Origin of the sequence: Hadarchaeum sp. (SeqCode), assembly GCF_038871235.1 — an archaeon.
In the GTDB taxonomy this organism is placed as follows: domain Archaea; phylum Hadarchaeota; class Hadarchaeia; order Hadarchaeales; family Hadarchaeaceae; genus Hadarchaeum.
Genome location: NZ_JAVZIN010000015.1, coordinates 1 through 25163 on the forward strand (window position 1 = coordinate 1; position 25163 = coordinate 25163).

The 25163-nt window shown below is 54.2% G+C and carries 26 protein-coding genes and 1 pseudogene; 8 read left to right on the forward strand and 19 right to left on the reverse strand.

The annotated features are described in order from the left end of the window. From QXT02_RS06550 to QXT02_RS06575, 6 genes and pseudogenes are all read right to left on the reverse strand, one after another. Window positions 1–231: pseudogene (locus tag QXT02_RS06550) on the reverse strand (ATP-binding protein); the annotation flags it as partial. Between the two features lie 425 nt (window positions 232–656). After that, complete coding sequence (locus QXT02_RS06555) at window positions 657–788, reverse strand: hypothetical protein (protein WP_342812669.1); 132 nt, start codon at window positions 786–788, stop codon at window positions 657–659. Between the two features lie 73 nt (window positions 789–861). Next, a complete protein-coding gene (locus tag QXT02_RS06560) occupies window positions 862–1701 on the reverse strand; it encodes an acylneuraminate cytidylyltransferase family protein (protein WP_342812670.1) in 840 nt (279 codons plus the stop codon). Further along, window positions 1643–2593: an N-acetylneuraminate synthase family protein gene (locus QXT02_RS06565; RefSeq protein ID WP_342812672.1), complete on the reverse strand. Its 951-nt coding sequence runs from the start codon at window positions 2591–2593 to the stop codon at window positions 1643–1645. The genes QXT02_RS06560 and QXT02_RS06565 overlap by 59 nt, the downstream gene beginning before the upstream one ends. A gap of 51 nt (window positions 2594–2644) precedes the next feature. Continuing rightward, window positions 2645–3304, reverse strand: a complete 660-nt coding sequence (locus QXT02_RS06570) for a glycosyltransferase family 2 protein (protein WP_342812674.1) — start codon at window positions 3302–3304, stop codon at window positions 2645–2647. Then, the gene (locus QXT02_RS06575; RefSeq protein WP_342812676.1) at window positions 3301–4239 is read right to left on the reverse strand and encodes an NAD-dependent epimerase/dehydratase family protein; all 939 of its coding nucleotides are present in this window, start codon (window positions 4237–4239) and stop codon (window positions 3301–3303) included. The genes QXT02_RS06570 and QXT02_RS06575 overlap by 4 nt, the downstream gene beginning before the upstream one ends. Before the next feature lie 67 nt (window positions 4240–4306). Between QXT02_RS06575 and QXT02_RS06580 the strand changes: the two genes are divergently transcribed. The 8 genes from QXT02_RS06580 (at window position 4307) to QXT02_RS06615 (ending at window position 12195) form a co-directional block, all read left to right on the forward strand. Continuing rightward, a complete protein-coding gene (locus tag QXT02_RS06580; protein WP_342812677.1) occupies window positions 4307–4717 on the forward strand; it encodes a secondary thiamine-phosphate synthase enzyme YjbQ in 411 nt (136 codons plus the stop codon). Beyond that, window positions 4718–5281 carry a ribonuclease H-like domain-containing protein gene (locus QXT02_RS06585; RefSeq protein ID WP_342812679.1) on the forward strand — a complete coding sequence of 188 codons (564 nt, stop codon included), beginning with the start codon at window positions 4718–4720 and terminating at the stop codon, window positions 5279–5281. Then, on the forward strand, window positions 5245–5832 hold the full coding sequence (locus tag QXT02_RS06590) for a uracil-DNA glycosylase (protein ID WP_342812681.1): 588 nt from the start codon (window positions 5245–5247) through the stop codon (window positions 5830–5832). The genes QXT02_RS06585 and QXT02_RS06590 overlap by 37 nt, the downstream gene beginning before the upstream one ends. A 72-nt stretch (window positions 5833–5904) precedes the next feature. Beyond that, complete coding sequence (locus tag QXT02_RS06595; protein ID WP_342812683.1) at window positions 5905–7749, forward strand: ABC transporter substrate-binding protein; 1845 nt, start codon at window positions 5905–5907, stop codon at window positions 7747–7749. A gap of 131 nt (window positions 7750–7880) precedes the next feature. Further along, window positions 7881–8915 (forward strand): ABC transporter permease, encoded by a 1035-nt coding sequence (locus QXT02_RS06600; RefSeq protein WP_342812685.1) that lies wholly within the window; start codon window positions 7881–7883, stop codon window positions 8913–8915. 160 nt (window positions 8916–9075) lie between these two features. Beyond that, window positions 9076–9972, forward strand: coding sequence for an ABC transporter permease (locus QXT02_RS06605; protein WP_404980460.1), 897 nt, complete (start codon window positions 9076–9078; stop codon window positions 9970–9972). Beyond that, on the forward strand, window positions 9973–11145 hold the full coding sequence (locus QXT02_RS06610; RefSeq protein WP_342812687.1) for an ABC transporter ATP-binding protein: 1173 nt from the start codon (window positions 9973–9975) through the stop codon (window positions 11143–11145). It begins immediately after the preceding gene. Continuing rightward, window positions 11146–12195 carry an ABC transporter ATP-binding protein gene (locus QXT02_RS06615; RefSeq protein WP_342812689.1) on the forward strand — a complete coding sequence of 350 codons (1050 nt, stop codon included), beginning with the start codon at window positions 11146–11148 and terminating at the stop codon, window positions 12193–12195. 249 nt (window positions 12196–12444) lie between these two features. Here QXT02_RS06615 and QXT02_RS06620 read toward each other — a convergent pair whose 3' ends face one another. The 13 genes from QXT02_RS06620 to QXT02_RS06680 form a co-directional block, all read right to left on the reverse strand. Next, entirely contained in the window at window positions 12445–12975 is a 531-nt protein-coding gene (locus QXT02_RS06620; RefSeq protein ID WP_342812705.1) for a hypothetical protein, read from the reverse strand. Window positions 12976–13107: 132 nt separating this feature from the next. Beyond that, window positions 13108–13773 carry a DUF434 domain-containing protein gene (locus QXT02_RS06625; RefSeq protein ID WP_342812690.1) on the reverse strand — a complete coding sequence of 222 codons (666 nt, stop codon included), beginning with the start codon at window positions 13771–13773 and terminating at the stop codon, window positions 13108–13110. A 7-nt stretch (window positions 13774–13780) separates the two neighbouring features. Then, window positions 13781–16669, reverse strand: coding sequence for a leucine--tRNA ligase (gene leuS, locus QXT02_RS06630; protein WP_342812692.1), 2889 nt, complete (start codon window positions 16667–16669; stop codon window positions 13781–13783). 171 nt (window positions 16670–16840) lie between these two features. Further along, a complete protein-coding gene (gene alaS, locus QXT02_RS06635) occupies window positions 16841–19582 on the reverse strand; it encodes an alanine--tRNA ligase (protein WP_342812694.1) in 2742 nt (913 codons plus the stop codon). A gap of 120 nt (window positions 19583–19702) precedes the next feature. Continuing rightward, window positions 19703–20005: a 50S ribosomal protein P1 gene (gene rpl12p, locus QXT02_RS06640; protein WP_342812695.1), complete on the reverse strand. Its 303-nt coding sequence runs from the start codon at window positions 20003–20005 to the stop codon at window positions 19703–19705. 97 nt (window positions 20006–20102) lie between these two features. Beyond that, the gene (locus QXT02_RS06645) at window positions 20103–21032 is read right to left on the reverse strand and encodes a 50S ribosomal protein L10 (RefSeq protein WP_342812697.1); all 930 of its coding nucleotides are present in this window, start codon (window positions 21030–21032) and stop codon (window positions 20103–20105) included. Continuing rightward, window positions 21029–21685, reverse strand: a complete 657-nt coding sequence (locus QXT02_RS06650; protein WP_342812698.1) for a 50S ribosomal protein L1 — start codon at window positions 21683–21685, stop codon at window positions 21029–21031. Before QXT02_RS06650 ends, QXT02_RS06645 begins: the two co-directional genes overlap by 4 nt. Continuing rightward, entirely contained in the window at window positions 21686–22162 is a 477-nt protein-coding gene (locus QXT02_RS06655) for a 50S ribosomal protein L11 (RefSeq protein ID WP_342812699.1), read from the reverse strand. A 115-nt stretch (window positions 22163–22277) separates the two neighbouring features. Beyond that, complete coding sequence (locus tag QXT02_RS06660) at window positions 22278–22568, reverse strand: SOSS complex subunit B family protein (protein WP_342812701.1); 291 nt, start codon at window positions 22566–22568, stop codon at window positions 22278–22280. Next, window positions 22555–23040 (reverse strand): transcription elongation factor Spt5, encoded by a 486-nt coding sequence (locus QXT02_RS06665; RefSeq protein WP_342812702.1) that lies wholly within the window; start codon window positions 23038–23040, stop codon window positions 22555–22557. The genes QXT02_RS06660 and QXT02_RS06665 overlap by 14 nt, the downstream gene beginning before the upstream one ends. A 10-nt stretch (window positions 23041–23050) precedes the next feature. Beyond that, window positions 23051–23221, reverse strand: a complete 171-nt coding sequence (locus tag QXT02_RS06670) for a protein translocase SEC61 complex subunit gamma (protein ID WP_342812703.1) — start codon at window positions 23219–23221, stop codon at window positions 23051–23053. Beyond that, complete coding sequence (gene ftsZ, locus QXT02_RS06675) at window positions 23221–24351, reverse strand: cell division protein FtsZ (protein ID WP_404980461.1); 1131 nt, start codon at window positions 24349–24351, stop codon at window positions 23221–23223. The genes QXT02_RS06670 and ftsZ overlap by 1 nt, the downstream gene beginning before the upstream one ends. A 57-nt stretch (window positions 24352–24408) precedes the next feature. Beyond that, window positions 24409–25163: D-aminoacyl-tRNA deacylase (locus QXT02_RS06680; RefSeq protein WP_342812704.1), on the reverse strand; the 755-nt coding region annotated here is incomplete at its 5' end.

A 25163-nucleotide genomic window follows, 5' to 3' on the forward strand; every position in this document is an offset into this window, starting at 1 on the left:
CGGGTCCTCAAAGTTAACGACGAGGGTGTCCTTTGGCTCAATGGTTCTCTGACTTCTCAGCTTCCGGATGAAGAGATATGCGAGAGAAGATTTACCGGCCCTCCTTACCCCAAGCAGGATCGTGGCAGCTCCTTTGCCGAATATCTCTTCCAGTTTGGAAAGGTACGCGGTTCGCGCCCTGAGATCCTCCCTGAAACTCCCCCAGAAGTTCCAATCGGTGAGAATTTCCATTATTTTCGCTTCTTCCACGTTTTGAAATGGGGTTTTCAAATATATAAGTATATCGGTTAATTTTTAATTAAAATTACCGACATATTGAAATTTCGACCTCCTAAAAACCACTCAGACCGATCTGCGTGCAATTTCGTGCCTCCCCCTCCCCCCAGCAGGAAATGGTGAAGAGATCAGGATCAACAGAATGCGCCGGGGGGGTCACCTACGACTTCGTTTAAAATGACGTATTTTATTAAACATGATAAATTTGGGGATTTACACCCGTAGGTAGCTCCCTTTCATTTGCACCCTGCCTACAGTATGGCTCCACCTAGCTGGCCCCTCGTCACAATCCTCATCCGAAGCCTATCGACCAACTTTAACCTAAATCTGCATGTGTTCGAAATTTTTGAAACAGGCGAAAAATGTTCAGCACCGACCTCTCACCCTCCACGGCCACCCTCAAGTAGCCACCTCAACGGTGGCAGGAACTTCACCTTTTCCCAAACTCCCTTCCCGCCTCCAGGGTTTTCGGTCAAAACCAACACCTTGCGCAGCCGAAACCCAAAGTCCATGAAAAATACCTCCTCAAAGAAACTTACCCCAACTCAGCACGCCGATAAATCACGTCTCCAGCGCTTTCCGGCTTTATCCCTTCCTTCTGATCAGCTTCTTCAGCAGCAGCCGCCGCCTGCTGACCACCGGCTTGATGTGCTTCCATTTCATCCGCTTCATCACCGCCTCCGCCAGCTGAAAGTCCATCTTGGTGTCAATGGTGATCGAGCGCTCCGGCGGCATCAGATAGGGACAGCTGATCCTCCCCTTGAATGAGTTCTGATTCACCAGCACGTCGCGCCTCACCGCGTAGATGGCCTCATTCCTCAGGTAAACTGGAGGCAGCAGCTTCTTGGGCATGTTCTCCACCTCCTCCTCCACATAGTCGATCAGCCGGTCGTGGACAATCTTCTTCATCCTCATCGGGTGGCAGGACCCAACCTTGGTCACCGAAATCACCGAATCAGCTCCGGTCTCGATCAGCTTGCGCAGCGCCCGGTCGATGTCAGCTGTGGTCCGGAGAGGAGTCGTGGGGGACAGCACCACCACATAATCGTACTTCTTGCCCTCCTGCTTCTCCACCTCCAGCACCGCATGCTTCACCACATCGGTGAGCAGCGAGAGGTCGTCGGCAAGTTCCTTGGGCCGGACGAAGGGGACCTCGGCGCCATAGTTCCTCGCCACCTCGAGAACCTCCTCATCCTCCGAGGAAACGACCAGCCGGGTAAGCAACTTGCATTCCCGCGCCGGAACGATGGTATAAGCAATCAGAGGGCGACCCAGCAAGGATTTGATGTTCTGCTTGGGGATCGGCTTCGACCCGCCCCGAGCCGGTATCACGCCCAGTATCCGGTATCTCCTCATCTGGGCCTCCTCAGAATACCTTCTTTTCCTCCCAATTAAACACCACCATTCCTCTGACCCGGCTGGCAAACCGACCCCGGTAGTAGTCCCGGTTAAGCAGCTCTTCCTGACTAAGCTCCGGATGTCTGACCCCTTTCATCGCCTCAAACTCGGGAATTCGGCGTACCAGCTCCTCAAGCTCCTCCCTGTCCATCTTGGCATAGCTGACGAGTTCCTTCAACTGGACAGGGTCGACTGACATTGGCCCCTCAGATGTCAAGGTACGATCTAAGATGGTAAACGGTTTCTGAATGACATCAGCGCCGAGGTAGAGCGCGGCTATCGAGGCCTTCAGCCCATCGCGCTCGACCAGCGAGTGGTCGCTGAACCCAACGCTCCTGGTGAACTTCCTCAGATAGTTCATCCGGGCCAGGTTCATCCTCTCCAGCGGCGTGGGGTAAAGGGCCACCGAGTGAAGTAAAGTAAAGCTACGCCCTTTCAATACCCTCGCGGCCCCCTCCACCTCCCCGTCAAGGGCAGCTTCGGTGGAAATGAAGAGGTGGTCAAAGCGCTCGGCCAGCTCCCTGATCATCGGATAGCTGGCGCAGTCATAGCCGCACACGCCTATCTCCCGCCAAGGCAAGCTGGCCAGAAATGGTATCCTGGAGCGGGTGTAGACCGTCGTCAGCGGCTTTATGCCCGCCGAGCGGCACTCGTCGATGAAGATCTGATGAGCCTCATCGCTCAGGTCCAGCGGCTTCAGGCGCTGATACTCCTCACGGTAAGGGCGCTTGATCGCATACACCCTGCCCCTCTCCACTCGCCCCTGCTCAAACCGCTCCCGGTAGACGAGGTCATCGGCCTTCATGGAATGAATCAGAACATAGTCCGCCCCGGCCTCGGCGGCGGCCCGCACCATCTCCTTCAGCGTCTCCAAGCTTCCCCGGTGATTCTGGCCCAGGTCGGCTATTACCTTTGCCATCCCCATCCACAGATTCAAAAATCAGCCGGCGATTAATAAGAGTTCTGAATTTCAACCGTAGAGCGCCCGGAGCTTGATCAACCGGAGGAAGATCCTGATGCCGCTGGCTATCGTCGTCCCCCTCGCCTTGGAATAATCGGTAAAATAGCACTTGACTGGTACCTCCCTGATCCTGAGGCCGTTTCTCCTAGCATTGATGACGATCTCAGAGGAGACCTCATAGCGATCACTCCTGATCTTGATGGTCTCCAGAGCCCTCCGGCTGAACGCCCTCATCCCTGACTGAGAATCCAGCAGGGGCCCACCCATCAGCCTCGTGATCAGATTGAGCATGAAGTTGCCGAAGCGTTTATTCAGCGGGACATTGACGAACCGCCTAGAACCGATGACGAGGTCGGCCCCGTCAATCGCCTCAACCATCCGCCTCACCTCTTTTGGGTCGTGCTGGCCGTCGGCGTCAAAGGTCACCGCACAATCCGCCCCGCGCCTTAGCGCCTCCTCAAGGCCGGTGCGGAGGGCCGCGCCCAGGCCCAAGTTCCGCTCGTGGCTGACGACCACCGTGCCCTTCGCCCTGGCAATCTCGGCCGTTCCATCCGTGGAGCCATCGTCAACCACGATAATGTTTTTCCAGCCCTCCCGGTGAAGGCCGTCAATCACCCCGCCGATGGTTCGCGCCTCATTTCTCGCCGGCATCACTATCCAGCACTTCACCTCAAGACCCCCTGTGTCCGCAACAGCATCTTGACGCCGCTCTCGACTGACACCTTGGGCCTGAAGCCGAGCAGCTCCCGGGCCTTAGTGATGTCCGCCTGACTATGCCTGATGTCCCCAGGACGGGCGGCCTCGTATCTAGGCCTCAATTTGGGCCTTCTCGCCAGCTTGAGAAAGAGCTCACAGAGTTCATTTACGCTCGTCCGCCTCATCGTCCCCACGTTGATTGCCTCCCCTTCCACCCCGGGCCTTTCCAGCGCCAGCAGCGTGGCCCCCACCACATCGGTCACGTAAATAAAGTCCCGGGTCTGGTTCCCATCACCGTAGATCACCGGTGGTTGGTTCTCCCGCAATCTCTCGATGAACTTCAGCATCACCCCGGCATAATCACCGCCCGTCTGCCTAGGTCCGTAAACGTTGAAGTAACGGAGTGAAACCACGGGAAAAGCGTTCGCCTCAAAGAAGGCAAGACAGGCCCTCTCCGCCTCAAGCTTGGAGCTGGCGTAGGGCGACAGTGGTTCCGGTGGTGTCTCCTCCTTTATCGGCAGCTTCTTCGCCTCCCCGTAGATAGCACAGGAAGAGGCAAAGACGAACCTGGTGACGCCAGCTTCCAAGCTGGCTCTGAGTAGTGTGAGCGTCCCCTCCACGTTGACCTCATGGGTCAAGGCCGGCTCCTTGAGGGAAAGCGGCACGCTGATCAGAGCCGCCAAGTGCACCACGGCCTCAGCACCATCCAAGGCACTTCTCACCGCCTCCTGATCCCTGACATCGCCCCTGACCAACCTGAAATTTTTATTATCCAGATGGTGGGAGATGTTCCCCTCTGAACCGGTGGAGAAGTTATCCAGCACCGTGACGGAGTAGCCCCGGGACAGCAAAGCGTCAACCAGATGGGAGCCGATGAACCCGGCGCCTCCCGTGACCAGCACCCTCATCTTATCCCTACCCCTATTTTCGTTTACGTTAAAATAGACAAAGTCATATTCAAGGTTTGGGAAAGACATGAAAACTTGGTCCAAGGAATTCACCATCTCCACGCGAAAGCAATGTGAAGTGGTCGACGTTACCGACAGGGTGCTTTCGGCCGTTCGCGAATCGGGCGTCAAGAACGGGCTACTTCTAGTCCTGCTGCCCCACGCAACCGCAACCCTAGTACTCAACGAGGATGAAGGTGGCTTGAAGCAGGACCTCCTCGACAGGCTCAACCATCTGGTACCTAAGGAAGGAGACTACCTCCACGATAGGATTGACGATAACGCTCACGCTCATCTCAAATCCGCCTTATTCAGCTCCGTACCGGTGCTCCCAATCGTGGAGGGCAGGGTGATAAAAGGAACCTGGCAGAATTTTCTCCTCATCGAGGGGGACGGCCCCCGCAACCGGAGAGTGGTGGTTTTTGTCATGGGTGAATAGATGGCCGTACTTTACTTAGATATCGAGACCAGTGCCAAGACCGCCAACGAGGGGATGGTCATTGCCATTGGAGTGATGACTGAGGGGGAACCCGAGGTCAGATTCTGCGACACCTTTGAGGAGGAGCGGAGGACCTTGGAGTGGTTCAAGGAGAAACTGGAAAACTGCGACCTGCTGGTCACCTGGTTTGGCACGGGGTTCGATGTCCCCTTCCTGCTCAGCCGGGCTTTGATCCACGGCGTTGACCTGAGCCAGCTGGCCGAGGTTCCGATGCTGGACCTCTATGAGTGGTCCCGGGCCAAGCTGCTGCTCTCCAGCTACAGCCTAGATTCGGTGGTCCGATTTCTCGGCATCAGCGGGGGCAAGGGATTCAAGGAATTCCACGGCAGCGACATCCAGGCCCTTTTCAAGCTGGCGGAGCGCGGCGACTTGGAGTCACGACGTCTGATTGTCGAGCACTGCCGGGAGGACGTCAGGGTGCTGAAGTTGGTTCACGACAGGCTGAAGCCGCTGGTAGAGCGCTCGGGATGGGGATCGCCACGGAAGAGCTGGAGAGAAGAATAAGGACCTGCACCCTCTGCAGACTTCACCGGAACCGGAAAAACGCGGTGCCGGGGGAGGGGCCGTATGATGCCCGCGTGATGCTGCTGGGTGAGGCTCCAGGAAGAAATGAAGATCTCCGAGGCATCCCCTTTTGCGGCGCGGCGGGTAAATTTTTGGACGAACTCCTAGAAATCGCCGGTCTGAAACGCGAGGAGGTTTACATCACCAACACGGTCAAGTGCCGTCCTCCTCAAAACCGTGCCCCCCGTGACGATGAGATCAAAATCTGCGCCTCAAAATACCTGAAAAAGCAAGTAAAAATTGTTAGGCCGGAGTTAATCGTGGTGCTAGGCCGGACAGCCGCCAAAGCCCTGCTAGGTAAGGAGATCCCCATTACGGCAAACCATGGAAAAGTGATGACAGTTAAATTCGCGGGTTTGAATTTCCTGATCTTCCTCACCTACCACCCGGCCGCCGCTCTTTACGGAGCGAGAACGAGATCAAAATTGAGGGAAGATTTTGCCAAGCTCGCCGAGGTGCTGAAAACAGCCAGAATACCACGACCCAAATAAAACCGATTTTAAAGCCAAAGCAGTGGTTATTTAAACGCTGAATATGAGTTTAAACCAAAATAAAAGGAGGATGTGAATATAAGGGAAAAAGGATTGGCCACAGCTGCCGTAATAGTGATTGTCATTGTAATCGTTGCTGTTATCGCTGGAGCCGCTTTGATGCTGAGCCAACCAGCACCAACGACGACCACACCAACCACCTCGCCTACAACCACACCCACAACTACACCAACCACCTCACCCACGACCAAAATCGTGAAGAATCCGGACACGCTGATCTACGCCACTATCGGTGAGCAGGAAACCTTAGATCCGGCTTGGGCATACGACACCGCTAGTTCTGAGGTCATCATGAGTGTTTACGAGAGCCTGATCGCCTTCGACGGCACCCACACCGATAGATTTATCCCCAAGCTGGCAACCGAGGTGCCAACCGTCGCCAACGGCGGGATATCCGCGGACGGTCTGACCTACAGGTTCAAGATCAGGAGCGGTGTTAAGTTCCACAACGGAAATGACCTGACCCCGGAAGACGTCGAGTACTCATTTGAGAGGGCGATGGTGCAGAACCGTGACGGTGGTCCAGTGTGGATGCTTCTGGAGCCACTGATCGGAATCGAGGCTGCCTACGAACCTCTGACCTTCGAGCAGATCGACCAAGCGGTGGAAGTGGAGGGAGACTATGTGGTCTTCCACTTGGCGCAACCATACCCGCCATTCATGGCCATACTGGCGCAATCTTGGTCCTCGATTGTTGACAAGGAATGGTGCATCGAGCATGGTGACTGGCCGGGAACAGCGGACACCTGGAAGGACTACTACAACCCAGAAACCCCACCGTTGCAGGAAATAATGAACGGCACCGGACCTTTCAAGCTCGACCGCTGGGAGCACGGAGTTCAAACAGTGCTAGTGAGAAACGATGACTACTGGGGAGGACCAGCGAAACTCAAGAACGTGGTTATCCAAGTAGTCCCGGAGTGGACCACCAGAAAGCTGATGTTCTTGGCCGGTGATGCCGACATCGTTGACGTGCCCCGACCAAACATCGCGGAGCTTGAGGGTGTTGAGGGCATTCGAGTCACAAAGGATCTCCCAACATTGATTGTCGACGCCATGTTCTTCACCATGAACATTGACCCCACCAGTGAGTGGATAGGTAGCGGACAGCTCGACGGAAACGGCATCCCGCCCGACTTCTTCTCCGATAAAGATGTCCGGCTTGCCTTCGCCTACTCCTTTGACTACGAGTCCTTCCTGCGCGATGTTTACCTCGGTGAGGCAATCCAGCCAGCCTCTCCGGTGATAGAAGGGCTACCCTACCACAACCCGAATCAGGAGAAATACTACTTTGACCTAGCCAAGGCCGAGGAACACTTCAAGAACGCCTTCGGTGGTGAGGTCTGGGAGAAGGGATTCAAGATGACAATTCTGTACAACACCGGCAACGAGCCCAGAAGGATTGCCGCGGAAATTCTCAAGAACAACATTGAGAGCCTCAACCCGAAGTTCTCCATTGAGGTGGCGGCAAGGGACTGGGGCACTTATCTCGGTGAAATGGTCCACAGCAAGCTTACCCTATACATAATAGGCTGGATGGCTGACTACCCGGATCCACACAACTTCGTTCACCCATTCATGCATAGCGCGGGTGCCTTCTCTGCCTGGCAGGGCTACTCGAATCCCACCGTGGATGAACTCATCCAGCGGGGAATAAGCGAAATTGATCCCGCAAAAAGGCAGGAGATTTACTATGAGTTGCAGCGAATCTACCATGAGGATGTCCCGAGCGTCCCGATTGACCAAGCACTTGGGCGCCACTTCGAGAGAGATTGGGTGCAGGGTTGGATCTACAACCCGATATGGCCCGGCGAACCGGCACTTTGTGACCCCTACCTGCTTTGGAAAGGTTACTGAGATCGGGAAGGGTTAAACCAACCTTTCCCCTTTTTTATTTTTTAAGCAATTAAAAGTAGCTAAAAAATTTGACTTCCAGCGGCAGGTAAACAGGCTTATATATGCACTACACTTTTTAAAAAGGGAGAAAATTGGAACTTAGGACATATATCGCCAGGAGACTGCTGCTCCTAATACCGGTGATACTAGGCGTCGTTATCATCATTTTTGTCGTACTGCAATTTTTCAGCCCGACGCAGAGGGCAGCGCTTTACGTGAGGAACCCTCAGCAATTCAGGGAAATAGACCAGATAATCGAAAAATACCACCTGAACGATCCGGCCTATGTACAATTTTTCTACTGGATAAGCGAAGTTCTTAGCGGCAACTTGGGTTGGTCCAAGTCGGTTAACATGCCTGTCGCTGAGGCTCTGATGAGATTTCTCCCTGCGACGCTTGAACTAATGATATTCACCGTCCCGTTGACCATCTTCATCGGGATAAGGCTGGGGGTAACCTCCGCTATTCACCGGGACAAGCCCGTGGATCACATGACCCGGGGACTGGCCATCGCCGGATATTCCCTGCCAGCATTCTGGCTGGGACTGATGCTGCTGATGATATTTTACGGATTCCTCACTGGTTTATTCCCTCCAGGTAGGCTGGGTCTCGATGCTGAGATGGTGGTGAGCTCAGCGTCCTTTGTCAAATACACCTCAATTAACACCATCGATGGGATTTTGAACCTCCGCTTTGACGTGGTCTTCGATGCCTTAAGACATCTAATCCTCCCCGTTGCCACGCTTACCATCATCAACTTGGCCTTCATCATGCGGATCATGCGCTCGAGTATGCTGGAGACGCTGAACAAGGACTACATTACGATGGCCCGAGCCAAAGGCCTTGACGAAAAGACGGTGATTAACAAGCACGCCAAGAGAAACGCGTTAATTCCGGCGGTGACCGTGGCGGGATATCTGGTGGCCTCGTTGATGGCCGGAGCCGTGCTAACCGAAACTGTCTTTAACTACAAGGGGCTAGGCTGGTGGTCAGTTAACGCCGCGGTCCAGCTTGACATACCTGCGGTTCTTGGATTCGTGCTTTTCATCGGCACCGTGATCGTGATAACCAACCTAATCGTCGACCTGCTCTACGCCAAGATTGACCCGAGGATCAGGCTGGGGTGATGATATGATCCTAGAACTGCTGCTCTTTGCCATTATTTTCTCTGCGGTTCTATCAGTGCCGGCCCTTTTTATCCGTAGGATCGGGGCTGGAAAAATCTCAGAAGGTAAACCCCGGGAGACGAAAGAGAAGTTGAGCCGCTGGGGAAATTTCAAGGCCAATATGGGGCCCCAAGTCAAGGAGCTAAAGTTCTCGCTCAGAAGGATAAGGAAAAGCCCGCTTTCGATGGCCGGAATTTCCATCATCGTCTTCTTTGCCATCATCGCGGTACTAGCTCCAGTGCTCGCCCCACCCGCCGATCCCAACCGCCCTTACAATATCCCCCGCGACGGCTTTTCCCAGACTCCAAAGCCACCGAGCGAAGCCCACCCATTCGGAACCACCGAGGGGCAGTTCGACATCTACTACGGCGTCATCTGGGGCACTAGGACTGCTTTCACCGTCGGGTTATTGGTGGTAGGTGCCTCAATGGTGGTAGGTATAGCGCTGGGGGCCCTAGCGGGATATTTCGGCGGGATAATCGATGAAACAATCATGAGAGTTACGGATATCTTCTTTGCCGTCCCGGCCCTAATCCTGGCGATGGCCTTCGTGACCGCAATGGGTCCCGGCCTCGACAGCGTGATGAAGGCGCTGATTCTGGTGTGGTGGCCTGTCTACGCTAGGCTGGTCAGAGGTGAGGTGCTGCAGGCGAAGCAGGAGACTTACGTTGAGGCGGCGCGGGCAATGGGTGCCTCAAACTTTCGAATCATCACCAAGCACGTGCTCCCCAACACGCTGTTCTCAGTCTTGGTGATGGCATCCTTAGACTTAGGGGCAGTCGTACTCACCGCCGCAGGACTCAGCTTCATCGGTCTGGGTGCACCGCTGGGATACGCGGACTGGGGGCAGATGATTAGCTTCTCCAGAAACTGGATCGTGGGACCACCGGGGCAACCGTTCCTATACTGGTACACCGTCCTGATCCCCGGCCTATTCATCTTCTTCTTTGTGCTCGGGTGGAGCCTCCTTGGAGACGCCGTCCGGGACATCTTGGATCCAAAGCTGAGGAGGAAGTAAATGGCGAAAAAATCCGATCTGTTGGTTCAAGTCAGGGGGCTTGTGGTGAGGTTCTACACCTACGAAGGCATAGTCAAGGCCCTCAGCGGCATCAACTTGGACATCAAAGAAGGGGAAACACTGGGGCTGGTTGGAGAAACTGGTTGCGGGAAAAGTGTCACCGCCTTCTCCATCATCGCGCTACCACCACCGCCCGGAAAAATCGAAAAAGGTGAAATACTGCTGAAGAGCAACGGCGGCTTGATCAACGTCCTGAATCTGCCCAAGGAAAAGCTGCAGGACATTCGCGGGCACAAGATTTCCATGATCATGCAAGAGCCGAGCGCTGCTCTCAACCCCCTGTACACCATTGGCGACCAAGTCTCGGAGGTGCTGCTCAGGCACCGGGCGGAGACTTTCATCAAGATGGCACTCGAGGAACTTGAAAGGGACATTGCAGCCGCCGAAAGAAAAGGCTCAAGATTCAAAGCCCGGGTTTACCGCACTTACGCCGGAATCTACCGCAGCATGTTGAAAAATCAGAAATCCTTGAAGGCCAGAATTGCCTCAAAAATACCTTTTCTCAAGAGATACCGGCGCTGGTTAGATTCCGTGCTGAGAAAGGAGGTGGTCAGACTTTTGGAGGAGATGAGGATAGCCAACCCTGGGGGCGTCTTTGACCTCTACCCGCATGAGCTGAGCGGCGGCATGCAACAGCGCGCCGTCATCGCCATGGCCCTCGCCTGCCATCCAAAACTGCTCATCGCTGACGAACCGACCACTTCGCTGGACGTCACCGTGCAGGCGCAGATTCTGGATCTAATCCGAGAGCTGAAAAAAGAATTCGGCTCCTCGGTGCTCTACATAACCCATAACCTCGGAGTGGTGGCAGAAATATGCGACCGCGTTGCCGTGATGTATGCCGGACAGGTCTGCGAGATCGCCGAGGTAAAGGAACTCTTCAAGAGGCAGATGCATCCCTACACACGGGCCCTGTTCCAAGCCATACCGCGCCCGGGGAAAGGATTTATTTCGATCAAGGGTACGGTGCCCAATTTGGTCAACCCACCACCTGGCTGCAGGTTCCATCCACGGTGCCCTAGGACCATGGAAATCTGCTCCAAGGAAACGCCGAAGGCTGTTGAGGTCAGGAAAAACCACTTTGTGGCCTGCCACCTCTACAAGGGTGATTAGATGGAAGTAATGCTTGAAACACGTGGGTTGAAAAAATACTACCCAATACTGGGCGGGATACTGAGAAGGAAGAAGGGTGACGTAAAGGCCGTTGACGGTGTTGACCTCAAGATCTACCGTGGCGAGTTCTTCGGGCTAGTGGGGGAATCAGGCTGCGGGAAGACCACCTTCGGGAAGACGGTGCTTCGCCTGCAAAATCCAACGGCAGGCCACATCTTCTTTGAAGTGCCGGAAGAAATCAAGCTCAAAATAGAAGAGCTGGAAAATGATGGGAGAAAGTCACCCGAGCTGTCGAAACTTCTACGCGAGTATGATTTCGCCCGCTTCAGCGGAAAAAAGCTCAAACAAATGAGGAGAAAGCTACAGATAGTTTATCAGGACCCAACCACCTCGCTCAACCCCAGAATGCTCGTCAAAGACATTGTGGGGGAACCGCTCATCATCCATAAGCTAGCCAGAGGTCATGAACTAGAGGAGAGGGTGCTTGAGCTGCTTTACAGGGTGGGATTAACCAAAGACCACCTCCGCAGATATCCCCACGAGTTCAGCGGAGGTCAGCGACAGCGCATTGCCATTGCGAGGGCACTGGCAACCAATCCAGACTTCGTCGTGCTCGATGAACCGACTTCCGCTCTCGACGTCTCCGTCCAAGCGCAGATCCTCAAACTTCTCCAAGACCTGCAGCGTGAACTCAAACTGACCTATCTCTATATTACCCACGACCTCAGCGTTGCTCAATGCGTCTGCAACCGGATAGCGGTGATGTACCTAGGCAAGATCGTGGAGCTGGCTAAAACAGAACTATTTTTCAAACGTCCGATGCATCCCTACTCCCGGGCTCTGCTTTCGGCAATCCCTGTCCCAGACCCCACGGTCAAGAAGAAGAAAATAATCCTGAGCGGAGAAGTGCCCAGCCCGGCCAATCCACCGACGGGCTGCACCTTCCATCCTCGCTGCCCTTATGCTGACGAAAAATGTCGGCGGGAGCTGCCACGACTGACTGAGGTAAAGAAAGAGCATCTCGTGGCCTGCTGGTATCCGCTGAAGTGACGGTGACACAACACCCTCTATTTCTAACGGCGAAACCACATTTTTGAGTTAGTCGTGACAACTTTTCACAGGTTCTTCTTAAATTAGTTTGGGTCAGCGAATAACAGAAAGATCACATCCATCCTGTTTGCGTTAGGAAACCCGAAACTTTGAACGAGTTCGCTGAAAATGTTTTTTATCCTGACTATTTGCACGCTCTTTTTTAACTGACATTTTTTACAAATCTGGTAGCCGCGGCTCACTCAGTCTTTAAAGAAGGGCCAATCCTTCCTCAGCATAATATGGATTATCACCGGCTGGACGCCAAGGATTCTTCCCAAACACGCCCCTGATGGCTTCACCAAGGGCACGTGAAGCGGCTTCCCAGCAGTGATGCGGTTCCTGTCCTTTCAAGATATCGAGGTGGATAGTTGCTTTTAGTCCTTGAGAAAGTCCCTCCAGAAATGCCACACAATCACTTGTGTATAAATCTTCAACACGCTCTGACTTTGCCCCTTCAGCATCCAGCCCAACAAAGATATTTCTTCTTCCTTCAACGCTGACCATCGCTCGAGCTAAGGCATCATCAAGCGCAAACAGGCCTGCCCCAGCTCCGTCGATTCCTGCTTTCGATTTAAGTTCAAATAGTTGCGACAGCGCCGCTCCGAGGGTGATTCCCACATCCTCGGTTATCGTGGCTGTGAGCTTTCTTTTCACATTTACTGAAACACCGACGCTCATGCAGGCTCCCCAAGCAATGGTCTCCAGCATATGATCCAGAAAAGCAAGGCCGGTAGCTATCTCAGTTTTTTCTTTTCTAGGCTGACTTCAACCTCCACATCAAGTTCCTTCGTGCTTTTCACCAGCCTGACGTAAGAATCAGAAAGCTCCTTGATATCAAACAATTTGGGCATTTATTTTCACCTCCGTTTCCTAATTGCTTGATGAATTAATAAGTTTTTTAACATCCAAAATGCGCCTTCTCTTCAACCACATTAATTCTTGAGGAATATCCCACACTTTTTTGGCCCGCTCGATTACGGCGCGGTCGCTGCTCGCGACAACGTCAAATCCCCTGAGCTTTGTATCAACTCCACTCTCAGCAACGGCATCGCCACACAAACCAGCTTTTTTGATCCTGTCTCTGATCTCCGCTGCCAGCTCGCCGCTGTGGCTGACCTGTTTATCGAAGAACACAACCACCTCTTTAGGTTCTGCCCTTGCTACCACCCCAATCAATTCCGCGATTGCACGAGGTGTGGCTGGGCCAGCCCGATACTTTCCGAAGATAGCCCTGAGGTCCCGAATAAAACCGTCGTTGCACAGGACGACCTGTTTACCCATCAGCAGACTCTCCATCGTTATCAACACGTTGTAACCGTCTATCCCCAATCTTCTGCCCCTGACGCCGCTCAAGCCAACCGCTTTCTTTCGGTGTTCGTTGACTTCCCTCTCCGAAAAAACGCATCTGGCCAGCAGATGCCTCTCTGCCAGAGGTAGCCGGTAGTGGTTGGAAACGAAGTTTACCGCCGATTCTCGAGGGTAGCCCTGATTCAACAGATAAAGCAGGTCCCTCACGGCCCTTCTCACTTTAAGCATGGAGTTCTCACTCTAGATAGATGGCCGGCCTCAGCGGCAGGGACATCATGGCCCGTTTCTGGGGATCATAGCGAGCTGGATCATCTGCTTCAAACACATGAACCTCGCTCAAACCGAACTCTCCCCGGATGAAATCGGCCGCCTCCTTCAAGACCTGCAGCTCGTCCAGCGATTTTGAGGCGATAACATCAAGTTCCTGCTGCGGCATCTTCCTTATTTCCTGTACCATCTGCTGGAGACACTTGGCTAAGTCGGCTTTTTGCAAGCCGGAGGCCAGCCTTTCTTCCACATCCTTCATCAACTTACCAAAATCAACCGCTCCAGCGCGCGAGTGCTCGACGGCGATCTGAAACGCCCGCCACTTCCACTCCGGAGCAACATAGAGACACAGTTTTTTCGGTTCCTTCCTCATCACCTTGGTTATTTTGCCGACGTCCTCAAGAACCCGGAGGAGAAAACTCTCGGCAAACTCCGCTTCCCTATCCACGAGCCCAACATCAACAGTGGGCCAATCCGCGATCGAAACAAACCTGCTTCTACCCAGCCTCTCCCAGAGCTCCTCACAGATGTGCGGGACCAAGGGAGCCAGCAACCTGAGCCAGACATCCAGCACTAGCTTGAGAACGTGGGCCCGCACCTCGAGTCTACTCTCCCGCTTCATAAACCAGCGGACGTCCTGAACCAGCATGAAAAAAGCATGTTGGGTTGCCTTTCTGGTCTCAAAGCTGTCGAGCGCCTCCGTCGCCCCACGGATATGCTCCTGTAACCTGCTCAACATCCACCTCGCCGGCTGGTCGAAGCTGGACACCTTTTCATCAGGTAATGAAATTATCTCCTCAGCCAGTGAAACAAAGCGCTCCAGGTTTTTCTGCATGGCCAGGGCCTCGTTAGCTCGCCAGTCAAAATCCTGCCAGGGTTCCACAGTGGACATCAAGTAAAGCCTGACGGTGTCCGCCCCATACTTCGCTACCGCCTCATTTATCGCCACGATATTTCCCTTGGATGATGACATCTTCTGGCCCTCCAGCACCGCGATGCCAAAGTTCACTATCCCCCGCGGACAGAGATCCGGGAACAACAGGGCGTGGTGAAAGATGTGGAAGGTGAGGTGGTTGGGGATCAGCTCGTTAGCCGACATCCGATAGTCAAGGGGATACCAGTAACTGAACTCCCGCCGCATCCGTTCCAGCTTCTCCAGCTCGATGTTGGTTGATCTAGACAAATCGAGAGGATCACCCTTTCCATAGAAGACGTAGTCAAAGACTTCGTCGCTCAGTGAATCGGGGTCGATCGTCTTCAGTATATGGGCGATGGTATAGTAGGCCATGTAAATCGTTGAATCGCTGAGCGACTCAATTATCCAGCCCGGTGCCCAAGGCGCAGGAGTCCCCATGCCAACGAGACGGGTACAGGGCCATTCATGAAGCCAGTCAATCGTGTGCTCGAACTGCTCTCGTGTCTCGGGCGGAACAAGGTGCATCCGGGCGAGGCAGGCCCTAGCCTTGTTCTTCCACGCCTCATCCGCGTAGTTCAGGAACCACTGATCCTCAACAACCCTGACCACGACAGGACTGCCGCAACGACAGGTCACCGGCTTGGCCGAAAATTCAAACATGGTGGACCCCTCGTTTGCGGCAAGGAGCTCTTCACGCACGGCGATTTTGGCCTGAGAGACAGGCATCCCGGCATACTTCGGGACCCAATCCCTCATCCTGCCCTTGGCAAACTCGTTCCGGTAGACCTCCGCGGTGGCCTCCTCCAGCTTGGGGTCTCTCTGGTGCTTAATCCCCAGGCGCCTGACGACGTCAACGGCAGGCGACTCACCAAATCCTGCAACCTCGATCAGCGAAATCGGCCTGATACCTGCTACTTCCTCAGGGTCAATCCCATGCTTAAGCAGGGGTTCTGGGTTCTGCTGCAGTTCGAGTAACGCCACATAATCATAGGGAGCATGCGCCGGAACTGACCCGACAACTCCCGTGGCGTTGTCTGGGTCCACAAAGCTGGCGGGCAAAATCGGCACCATCTTGTGAATCAACGGCACCTCAACCTTTTTGTTGAAATCTATCTTCACCGGCTTAGTCTCCCCGAGGTCAAACCCCTGCTGGCGCAACTTGTTAACGGCTGATTCGCTGACGATCCAACTCTCATCTCCCACCCTGACGCTGACGTAGTTAACCTCGGGATTGAGCCACAGATTGGTCACGCCGAAAACCGTCTCCGGGCGCAGGGTCGCGGCTGGCAGAATCTGGTCCCCATACCTGTATTTCAAAAGCGTGAACTCAACTATTTCCACGCCTTCGCCCTCAAGCAGGTCGTGGTCGGTGACGGGATTACCATCGTTGGGGCACCACTTGACCGGATGTCTGCCCTTAACGATCAAGCCGGCACTCTGAATCTTGTGATACTGCCAGGTGATGAACTTGCTGTAAGCGGGATCGATGGTGGTGAACTCCCGCCGCCAATCTATGGAAAAGCCGAGTCTTTCCATCCCCTTTCGGTAGCTCAACTCGCTCTGCCGGGCAAAGTAGTTAGCAAAAAACCTCGGATTTTCAAATTCCTTGAGCATCTCCGGTGGTATCCGATAACGCTCAGTCAGGACCTTTACAAAACCTGGCTCACGTCTAGCGACGCGCTTGGCCGCCCCAACAATTGGTGTCCCGGTGAAATGATAGGCCATTGGATACAACACGTTGTAGCCGCGCATGCGCTTGTAGCGGGCGATCACGTCGGGGACGGTGTAAGTTCGACCGTGACCTATGTGCATCGGTCCTGAGACGTAGGGGTAAGCAACCGTGAGATAAAACTTCGGCTTATCGCTGGGCTCGGATTCAAAGAGCCTCGCCTCCCGCCAGGCCGTCTGCCACTTGGCGTCAATTTCCGCCCAGTTCACCATATCAACGCCACCTACAACTAGACAATCTACAATTAAAAAGGAAGTTCATCATTTTAGCCTAACCCTCATCCTGCAACCGTCGTCTAGTCGACCCTGGTAGAATGCTCAGGTCAATCGAGGCCTAATTTTAAGAACCAATTCTATTACTGGGCTTGAGACAACTTTGCCCGCCTAGGAATGCCGCGACAGCTGTTGCTCGAGGATTTTCCTTGCCCGCTTCAAAGCAGCAGCCAAATTCTCGCCCTCGGAACCGCCGCCCTGTCCCAGCTCCGGTTTGCCGCCTCCGCCTCCACCGATAACCTTCGCGGCCTCGGCAGCTATCTCCCCAGCATCTACACCGCCTTTCACCGCTTCCTCGCCCGCCATCACTATCACCCTCGCCATGTCGGTGACTGACCCCAGAACCGCCACAAGCGACTTGTCATTCGAGATGAGCGCGCTTCCGATCTTTATCAACTCGGTGGAACTTGCCCCTTCTATTTCATCCGAGAGGAACCGAACCCTACCGATTGGTTGTGCCCGGCTCCGGAGCTCGGCCAGCCTTAGCTCAGCAATCCTTTGGCTCAGCCTCTCCACCTCCTTCTCCGCAGCCTTCCACTCCTCAAATAACTTTTGTGTAGCTGAGGCTACCTTCTCTGGATGGACCTTCAGTATCCCGGCAACGCTGGCAAGCTGTTTCTCCAGCGACTGAACAAACTTTAGCGCCGCTTCACCGACCGCGAACTCCAGCCGTTCAATTCCATCCTGAATCCGCTCCGACCTAATGACCTTGATAAAACCAACCTCGCCTGTGCTCCTAAAGTGAGTGCCGGCGCAGGCTTGGGTGTTCCATCCCTCTATGTCCACCACCCTGACCAGCTTACCAGGAACCACTCCACCCTGGTAGAGATCAAAACCATACTTCTGCTCCGCCTCGTTACGGTTCATCCACTCAATCCTGACGGCCCGGTTTTGGGTGACGACCTCATTGGCCAAGCGCTCGATCTCCTGAAGGTCCTTGAGCTCAATCCTCTTATGGTGGGAGATATCCAAACGCGAGTGCTCGGTGCCTTTCTGAGCCCCCTGCTGCCAAACATGCGATCCCAGAACCCTCCGCGCCGCGCCGAGTATGATGTGGGTCCCTGTATGGTGGGCCATTAGCGCCCTCCGCCTGCTCCAATCTATTTTACCGACGACTCTCTGTCCCGGCCTGAGAACGCTGCCTTTGAACTGATGCAAAATTAAATCCCCACCCTTCAAGACACTCTGAACCTCAGCTCTCATTCCATCGCTCTCAAGCACACCGACGTCGCTCGGCTGACCGCCACCCTCAGGATAGAAGGCAGTACGGTCCAAAATCGCAAAATTATCAACAACCCGCAGCACCTTGGCCGTGAACTCCCTCAGGTACTGATCCTCATAAAAGAGCATCTTGGTTGGTGGCAAACCCTTCAGCTTCTCCATCGGGACGGGAATGATCTGCTCAGGGACATGTCGGCTCTTGCTGTGAGACTTGGCAACTTTGATGTCAAAGTCCTCTGGGATTTCCACTCTGACGCCGAACTTGCTGGCCACCTCCTTCACTATCTCCGGCCTGAGCCCATGACTGTCGTAAAACTCGGTGAGCTTTTCCGGCGGTAGCGGCTCACCTCTAGCGCATAACTCCGCGGCGAGTCTCTCCACCAGCCTCGTCCCTCTGACGATGGCCTCCCGGTAGCGCTGCTCCTCAAGCTCAACTACTTCCAGAATGTAGCCGGAACGCTCCTTAAGTTCGGGGAACTGTCCATAAAGTGTGCCTAAGCAGAAACTCATGAGTTCCGAAAGCGGTTTCTGGATGCCCAACTTCCGGACCAGATCCAGCGTCCGTCTGAGAACCAGCCGAGAGAGATAACCCTCGCGAACGTTACTCGGAGTTATACCATCGCCAAACATGAAGGCAAGGCAGCGGAGGTGGTCGGATATGGCGTAGATGGACTCTAGCGGTGATAACAGCCTATCCACCTCCTCAACGTCCATCTTCATCCTCTCGGCAACTTTCAAACGCAACTGCCTGAGTTCCCTTCCACCCTCAATGTCGATGAGACCGGCGAGTCTAGAGTTTTCCTGCAGCAATTCTGCGGGAGGCATGGTTACACCCGCAAGCTGGGATAAATGCTCAATCATTGGGGAAAAGACAGCCTCGTAGCTGGAGGGGCTGCCCTGCGACAACCAGGTCAGGCGCTCCATTCCATAACCGGTGTCCACTATTTTCAGGGGCAGGGGACGATATTTCCCACCCTCACCGGCATAATGCATGAAGACGAGCGTGGCCACCTCAAGTCCACGCACGACCACCTCAAAATCCTCACCGGCATTCCCTCCTCCCTCCCAGACATCTTGGACATAGGAGATTTCACCGGGTTTTATTCCGAGTTCATCGGTGAGGAATTGGTGACAGAGCTCGACCGTTTCGTCCGTCCAGTAAATCCTCTGTCGCCTTGAGTTGAAGGCATGGTGGCCGCCCATGAAGAAAAGGGTCAAATGACGCCCGGAACGGCCCACGTTATCGATATCCTTAAGGCGAATGCTCGGCTGGCTCACCACCAGAGGATTCGCCGGCGGAGGAACCAGGCCGCTGGTGACCCAAGGTTGAAAGTCCGCAATCGAAGCTATCGTCAGGAAGATGTCATCGCGCCACCGGGAAACAACGGGATATCTCTTGATGATCTTATGACCATGCTTCTCAAAGAACTTGAGAAAAGTTCTCTCCATCTCAGCCAGTGTATACTTTCGCTTTGTCGGCGGGTTCCCGATAAAAGAATACTCATCGCAGGGGGTGTCCCCACAGGTGCTGCGGCCTGGGTCCGACGTCCAAAATAGCCTGCCGCACTTGGGGCACTTCTTCCGCTCGAAGCCCTTTTGCTTGAAGAGCCTTACCTGATAGATGTCCTTCACAGCACCACTCCGTCAAGCAAATATCGGTGACAAAGTTTAAAGTCTTCTCCGACCGGGTCTGGAACCTAATCCAACCTGCGCCTGAATCTTCTGAACAACTGCCAAGATGTGGACAAAACTTTAGCCGAACAGCGCGCCAAGTCCAGCCAGAGCTTCCTCTTCCTTCTTTTCCTCGACTTTCTCCTCTTTCTTCTTCTCTTCTGCCTTGGCCGGAGCGGCGGGAGCAGTAGGTGCTGCAATCGCAGGTACGGCCGCGCTCTTGATCGCCTCGTCGATGTTGACGCCCTCGAGCGCTGCGACCATGGCCTTGACCCTGGCCTCATCAACCTGCAACCCTGCAGCCGCTATTACCTTCTTCAGGTTTTCCTCGCTGATAGGTTGTTTAGCGCTGTGCAGCAGCAGAACTGCGTGAACGTATTCCATTTTCAAACCCCTTTTTCTTTGTGCACACACCAATATAAATTGTTGCCTATTGGTCCTGCCCCTAGGTAGAAAGATACCTTGATTTCGTGTGACTGGATCAGGCAGCGGGGATCGCGCTCAGCCCCAAAGCATTTCTCAGCTCTTCGTCCAGCGCCTGAGAATTTCTGCTCCCAATTGCCGCGGCCAGACCTCGCATCTCAGCATTAGCCTTCGCCAGCAACAGAGGCAAGACCTCGGTCACCGGCAGGCAGGCGTTTATGGCCAGATTCTGAGCAGCGATGTTGGCCTTGACTATCATCAGCCCTATGGTGAGCGCGGTCGGGTAGTTTATGTTCAGGGCCAAGTTGAAAGCGTTCAAGCTGCCGAGCTTTAGCTGCTCCAAGGTCTTCTTTTCGTCGATTTCTAAGGCCTCACCGGCAAAGATCATGCCTTTCTCATAAGCAGCGCGAAGTTTAAGGCCGAGCTCAAGAGGCATGATGCCGAACTTTGGTAAGACATCAGCTATTTCCTTCGAGATCGTGTCACCGGCCTTGAGAAGATGACAGTCCTCTAAAATCACCACCTTGCCCGCCTGGATGCGTGCTTTTATTCCAACGCGTTGTAGCTCACCCACCACTGGCCCCGGGGAAAAGTCGGTTTCGCCAGCGGGGATGACGACGTCCTTCATCGCCTTGGCTCCCGGTTTGGCTGGTGCACTGATCTTGCTGTCGCGCAACAGCTTGCTCAGCTTGAAGGGATTCATCTCGGTGAAAATTACTCCCGTCTGTCCACGAAGAAAAGAAGTCAGCTCGCTCAGCTTCGGATCCTTTGTCTTCGACATTTCCCTAACCGCTAGGGAAACCAAGGTGTTTTTGGCAACGACGATCTCGGCCTGTCCCTTCAGTCTCTGCCGCATCTGCTGAAACTGGCTGGCGGGAAGGTCCGCGATATCGAGAACTCCTATGACGGGATACCTCTCAATCAGCTTCTTTAGCTCGGCGACGACCTCTTGCTTCCACGCTGGAATCTCGGTCTTTCTCTCCCTCATGCCTGTACCTCCAGCTCAACCGGCTTTCCCATCGTGGTCTTTATTTTCACCGAAGAAATTTTGGAAAGGTCTCCGCCGAGTTTTCTTTCCACTGCTTCCAGAACTGCCTTGGCGTTCGCGGCGATATCCTCATCGCTCATGGACTCAACTCCAATCTTGGCGTTTATCGCCAGTTGCTCTTTGGTCGCGATTCTCACGCTTTTCTTCAGCCTCTCGATGATCGGGGCGGGGTCAGCCGTCGGGGGGATGGGCTTCGGCATCTTGCCCCTGGTACCCAGCACCGGACCCAAGGCCTTCCCAATTAAAATCATTAAATCTGCCTGGGCAATTGAAAAATCAAAACTCTCCGCGAGCTTCTTAACCTGCTTTCGATCTTTCTGCAGCTCCGAGATCTCTTCTCTCCCCAAGACTCGAACGGCACCGGCTTCGCGCGCCCTGCGGGCAAGTTCGCCATCGGCAAAAACTATCACCTTTTTGGGTTCTCCGGGATAGTGGGGAAGCACCACCTCTTCAACAATCTTTCCCTCTGGTTTTTTCGGGTCAATGTCCTTGAGCGCGATCTGGATTTCAAAGGACTGGCTGAACTTTCTCTTGGGGCTGGCAGACCTTGCCATCTGCACCGCGCTTAAAAGATCCTTGGCCTTTTCCGCCATTCACTTCAACTCCTCTTCATGTTTTCCCTCATCGATCTCCCTTTGAACTTCCTTAGCGCTCTTCCCGTCCACCGTCACGCCGAGGCTCACACAGGTCCCAAGAACCTCTTTGACCGCAGATCTCAGGGTCTTGGCCAAGCTGGTTCCTGACTTCAGCTTGGCTATTTTTACGACCTGCGCCAAGCTGAGATTCCCGACCACCTCGCTCCCAGGTGTCTTGGCACCCTTTTCCAGCCCCAGCTCCTTCTTTATCAGGGCTGCGGTCGGTGGTGATCCCACTTCGATTGAGAATTCCTTAGTCTTCTTTTTCACCACTACCGTGACCGGAACTTTCATACCAGCAAAAGAGCTAGTAGCTTCATTTATCTTGGCGACGACCTGCGCCACGTTGACCCCTAGAGGACCCAAGGCTGGACCCAGGGGTGGTCCGGGGTTCGCCTTGCCCCCTTCCACCATGACTTTCACTCTGGACTCCATAACACAACCCCAAATCGACTGAACGTTCCCTCAAAAATAAGCCTTGAACGTTAAAAACACTATTGTTTGACACCCCACTAATTTCCGCAAGCAATTGTCTATTCACCCAATACTGCTAAGTCAAAACTTCCAGCTTGCCGTAAATGCCGGAGCTGACGTGTATCTCGCCGCGGAAGAGCCTTGAGTAGCCGTTGGTTATCTTAATTCTGCTGCCAACCTTAACCCGGTCAACGTCGGCATCCCACAGCGAGATCTTTATCCGCCCGGACTCATCCTCACCGGTGGCGGTGGCAACACGGCCCTCCCTGCCATCCCTTCTGGTATACGGCCTGGGCTCCTCCATCTCGACCACAGTCAGCTCCAGATCAATGCGCCTCATATCAGGCTTCACTTCACTTGCTTTCACCTTCTTCCTCCTTCTCCTTCTTCTGCAGAATCTTTACCGAGTCCCCGCGAACGGTCACCGGGATGGGAACGGTTGCCTCAAAGAGTTCCACCGTTATCTCCTCCTTTCCCTCATCAACCCTAATTATCCTAGCACGCTCGCCACGGAAGGGTCCGGAAATCAGCTCTACGATGTCGCCGATCTCCATACCAACAACGGCTGTCTTTGGGATCAAGAACTGCTCTATCTGAGTAATGGGAACCTCTCCAGCCACCATGCCCTTCCCATGTTTTATTCCCATCCGAGCCCGCTCGATGGTCGTCTTCCCCACCGCCTCCACGAAGATATATCCCCTGATGCCGGTAGGAGCAAGCACCACCTTAATCGGTAGCTTGAAATTCTTCGCCCGGGATGCGACCATGTCGGCGGTGTTTCTTTCCTGACCGATCGTCGTCCTGATGGCAAATATGGCTGGCTTTTGCGGCTCCTCCATAGTTCCCCCCTCAAGTTAACATTCCCTGAATAAAATAGCTGATTAGCATGATGACAAAACCGACCAGCCCGATCAACAGGATACCTAAACCGGCTACCTTGGCAACCTGTAAGTATTCCTCCTGATCTGGTTTCCTCGCTACCGCAATTACCCGCTTGGCCTCGTGAAGAAACTTGCGCATTATAAGTACCCCAGTCCTAAGTCGATGGGCTCACCCGGTTTGCCCGGTTTCTCACCTACTCCAGCCACATACGGGGAATGGACGCCGGAAAGGACGACCATCACCCTTACTGAGTTCTTCATTTCCTGAGAAATTTGCGCGCCCCAAATTACATGGGCATTAGGATCCAAGGCCTCGCTGACCTTGGCCACAATTTTCTGAGCTTCCTCAAGCGTGAAGTCTGGGCTACCCACGATGTTGATCAAGGCCCCCTTCGCACCGGTGATATCTACGTCGAGGAGGGGGCTGTTAAGGGCCTCCTCAACTGCCTCCTCGCTCCTGTTGGCAACGTCGGATTCACCGATACCGATCATGGCCACACCGCCGTCCTTTAACACCGTGCGCACATCAGCGAAGTCCAGATTAATCAGACCCGGTAGCGTTATCATCTCAGTGATTCCTTTTATCGCATCTATCAACAATTGATCCGCCACCTTGAACGCCGCGCCTATTGGGAGATCCGGTGCCAGCTGCATCAACTTGTCGTTGGGTATTACCACCACGGTGTCTGAAACAGCTCGTAACTTTGCCAAACCCATTTCCGCGTTACGTCTTCTCCTAGTTCCCTCAACGGTAAAGGGCAGTGTGACGACTGAAACGGTGAGCGAGCCAAGTTTTTTGGCGATTTCGGCTACCACGGGCGCTGAACCAGTTCCCGTGCCTCCTCCCAAACCACACGTGACAAAAACTAGGTCAGCACCGTAAATGTGGTCCTTTATGACTGCCTCGTCCTCCCTTGCCGCAGCTTCGCCCCTCTCAGGGTCGTTTCCAGCGCCAAGACCACCGGTTATGTCCTTACCGATCAGTATTTTTCGGTCGGCCGTTGTATACAGAAGATCTTGGGCGTCGGTGTTTATCGCTATGGTCTGGGCACCGCGGATGCCGACCCCCATCATGCGCGATATTGTGTTACAGCCAGCTCCACCGCACCCAACGGCAATTATCCTCGCCTTGGCACGTTGAAGAATTTGCTCCAACTCCTCGGTGGTGACCGTCTTCGCCTCACTGCTCTTGGGTTTCTCCGGCGTTGCGAGAACAGCCTTAGTTAGGGGGGAAAACCCTGTTTCCGGCGTGAACACCGCATTCTCGATTCTGGTCAAACCATTCACTTCCGCTGTTTTTCGTTGTTGAGTTTCGCCCGTATCGATTTAAAGCTTTTTACGCTGGGCAATCTCACCCGCTCGTTCCACCCGAATCCCCAAAATTTCCGCCGCCCTCAGGCAGACCTTTCTCTGCAGCTCGCTCAAGCCCTTCCAGTCGAGCAGCAGCAAGTCGACACCGCCGCAGGTGCTCCGCACCGCCAGCTCCACCAACTCCTCATCAAAACTAACGTACTTGGGCAGGATGTGGCCTACGCCGACATCGGTGTTCAGCGTCACCTCGGTATGTCGCGGGGCATAATGTGGGCCGCCCAAACCCACGGCTTTCAAACACTTCACCTCGGAAGATATCGCCCGCATTATCGCGTGCGCCGCGGCCTCACCGGCCCTCTTATCAGCCCATTGCTCCGGCCTGCTGCCAATCTCAACGAAGGTTACTGGAACACCCAGCCCAGTGGGTCCGTGATGGGTGGCCTCAAGAGAAACGTCATACGGAAGTCCGAGTGATTCTACCTCCGTCTTCAAAGCGTTGAGAGCCAGCTTCATGGTCCTAGGGGCGGCCAACGCCAGCTCCCTTTTTTCAATGAAACCAGGAACATGCACGGTGAGGGAGGGTCTGCCCGTCTCACTCGCGTGCCTGGAGGCAACTATCACCTCTTCCGCATGTTGAGTCAAAGCAGTCGTCTCAGTAGATTCCTCTCTTATAATCTCCATCAGCGGTCCTCCATCCATCTGGAGATGCCTCTCATCTGTTGTCTTTTCAAAGCCGTAGAGTTCCCGGAGCCATGAAACGATATTCATTG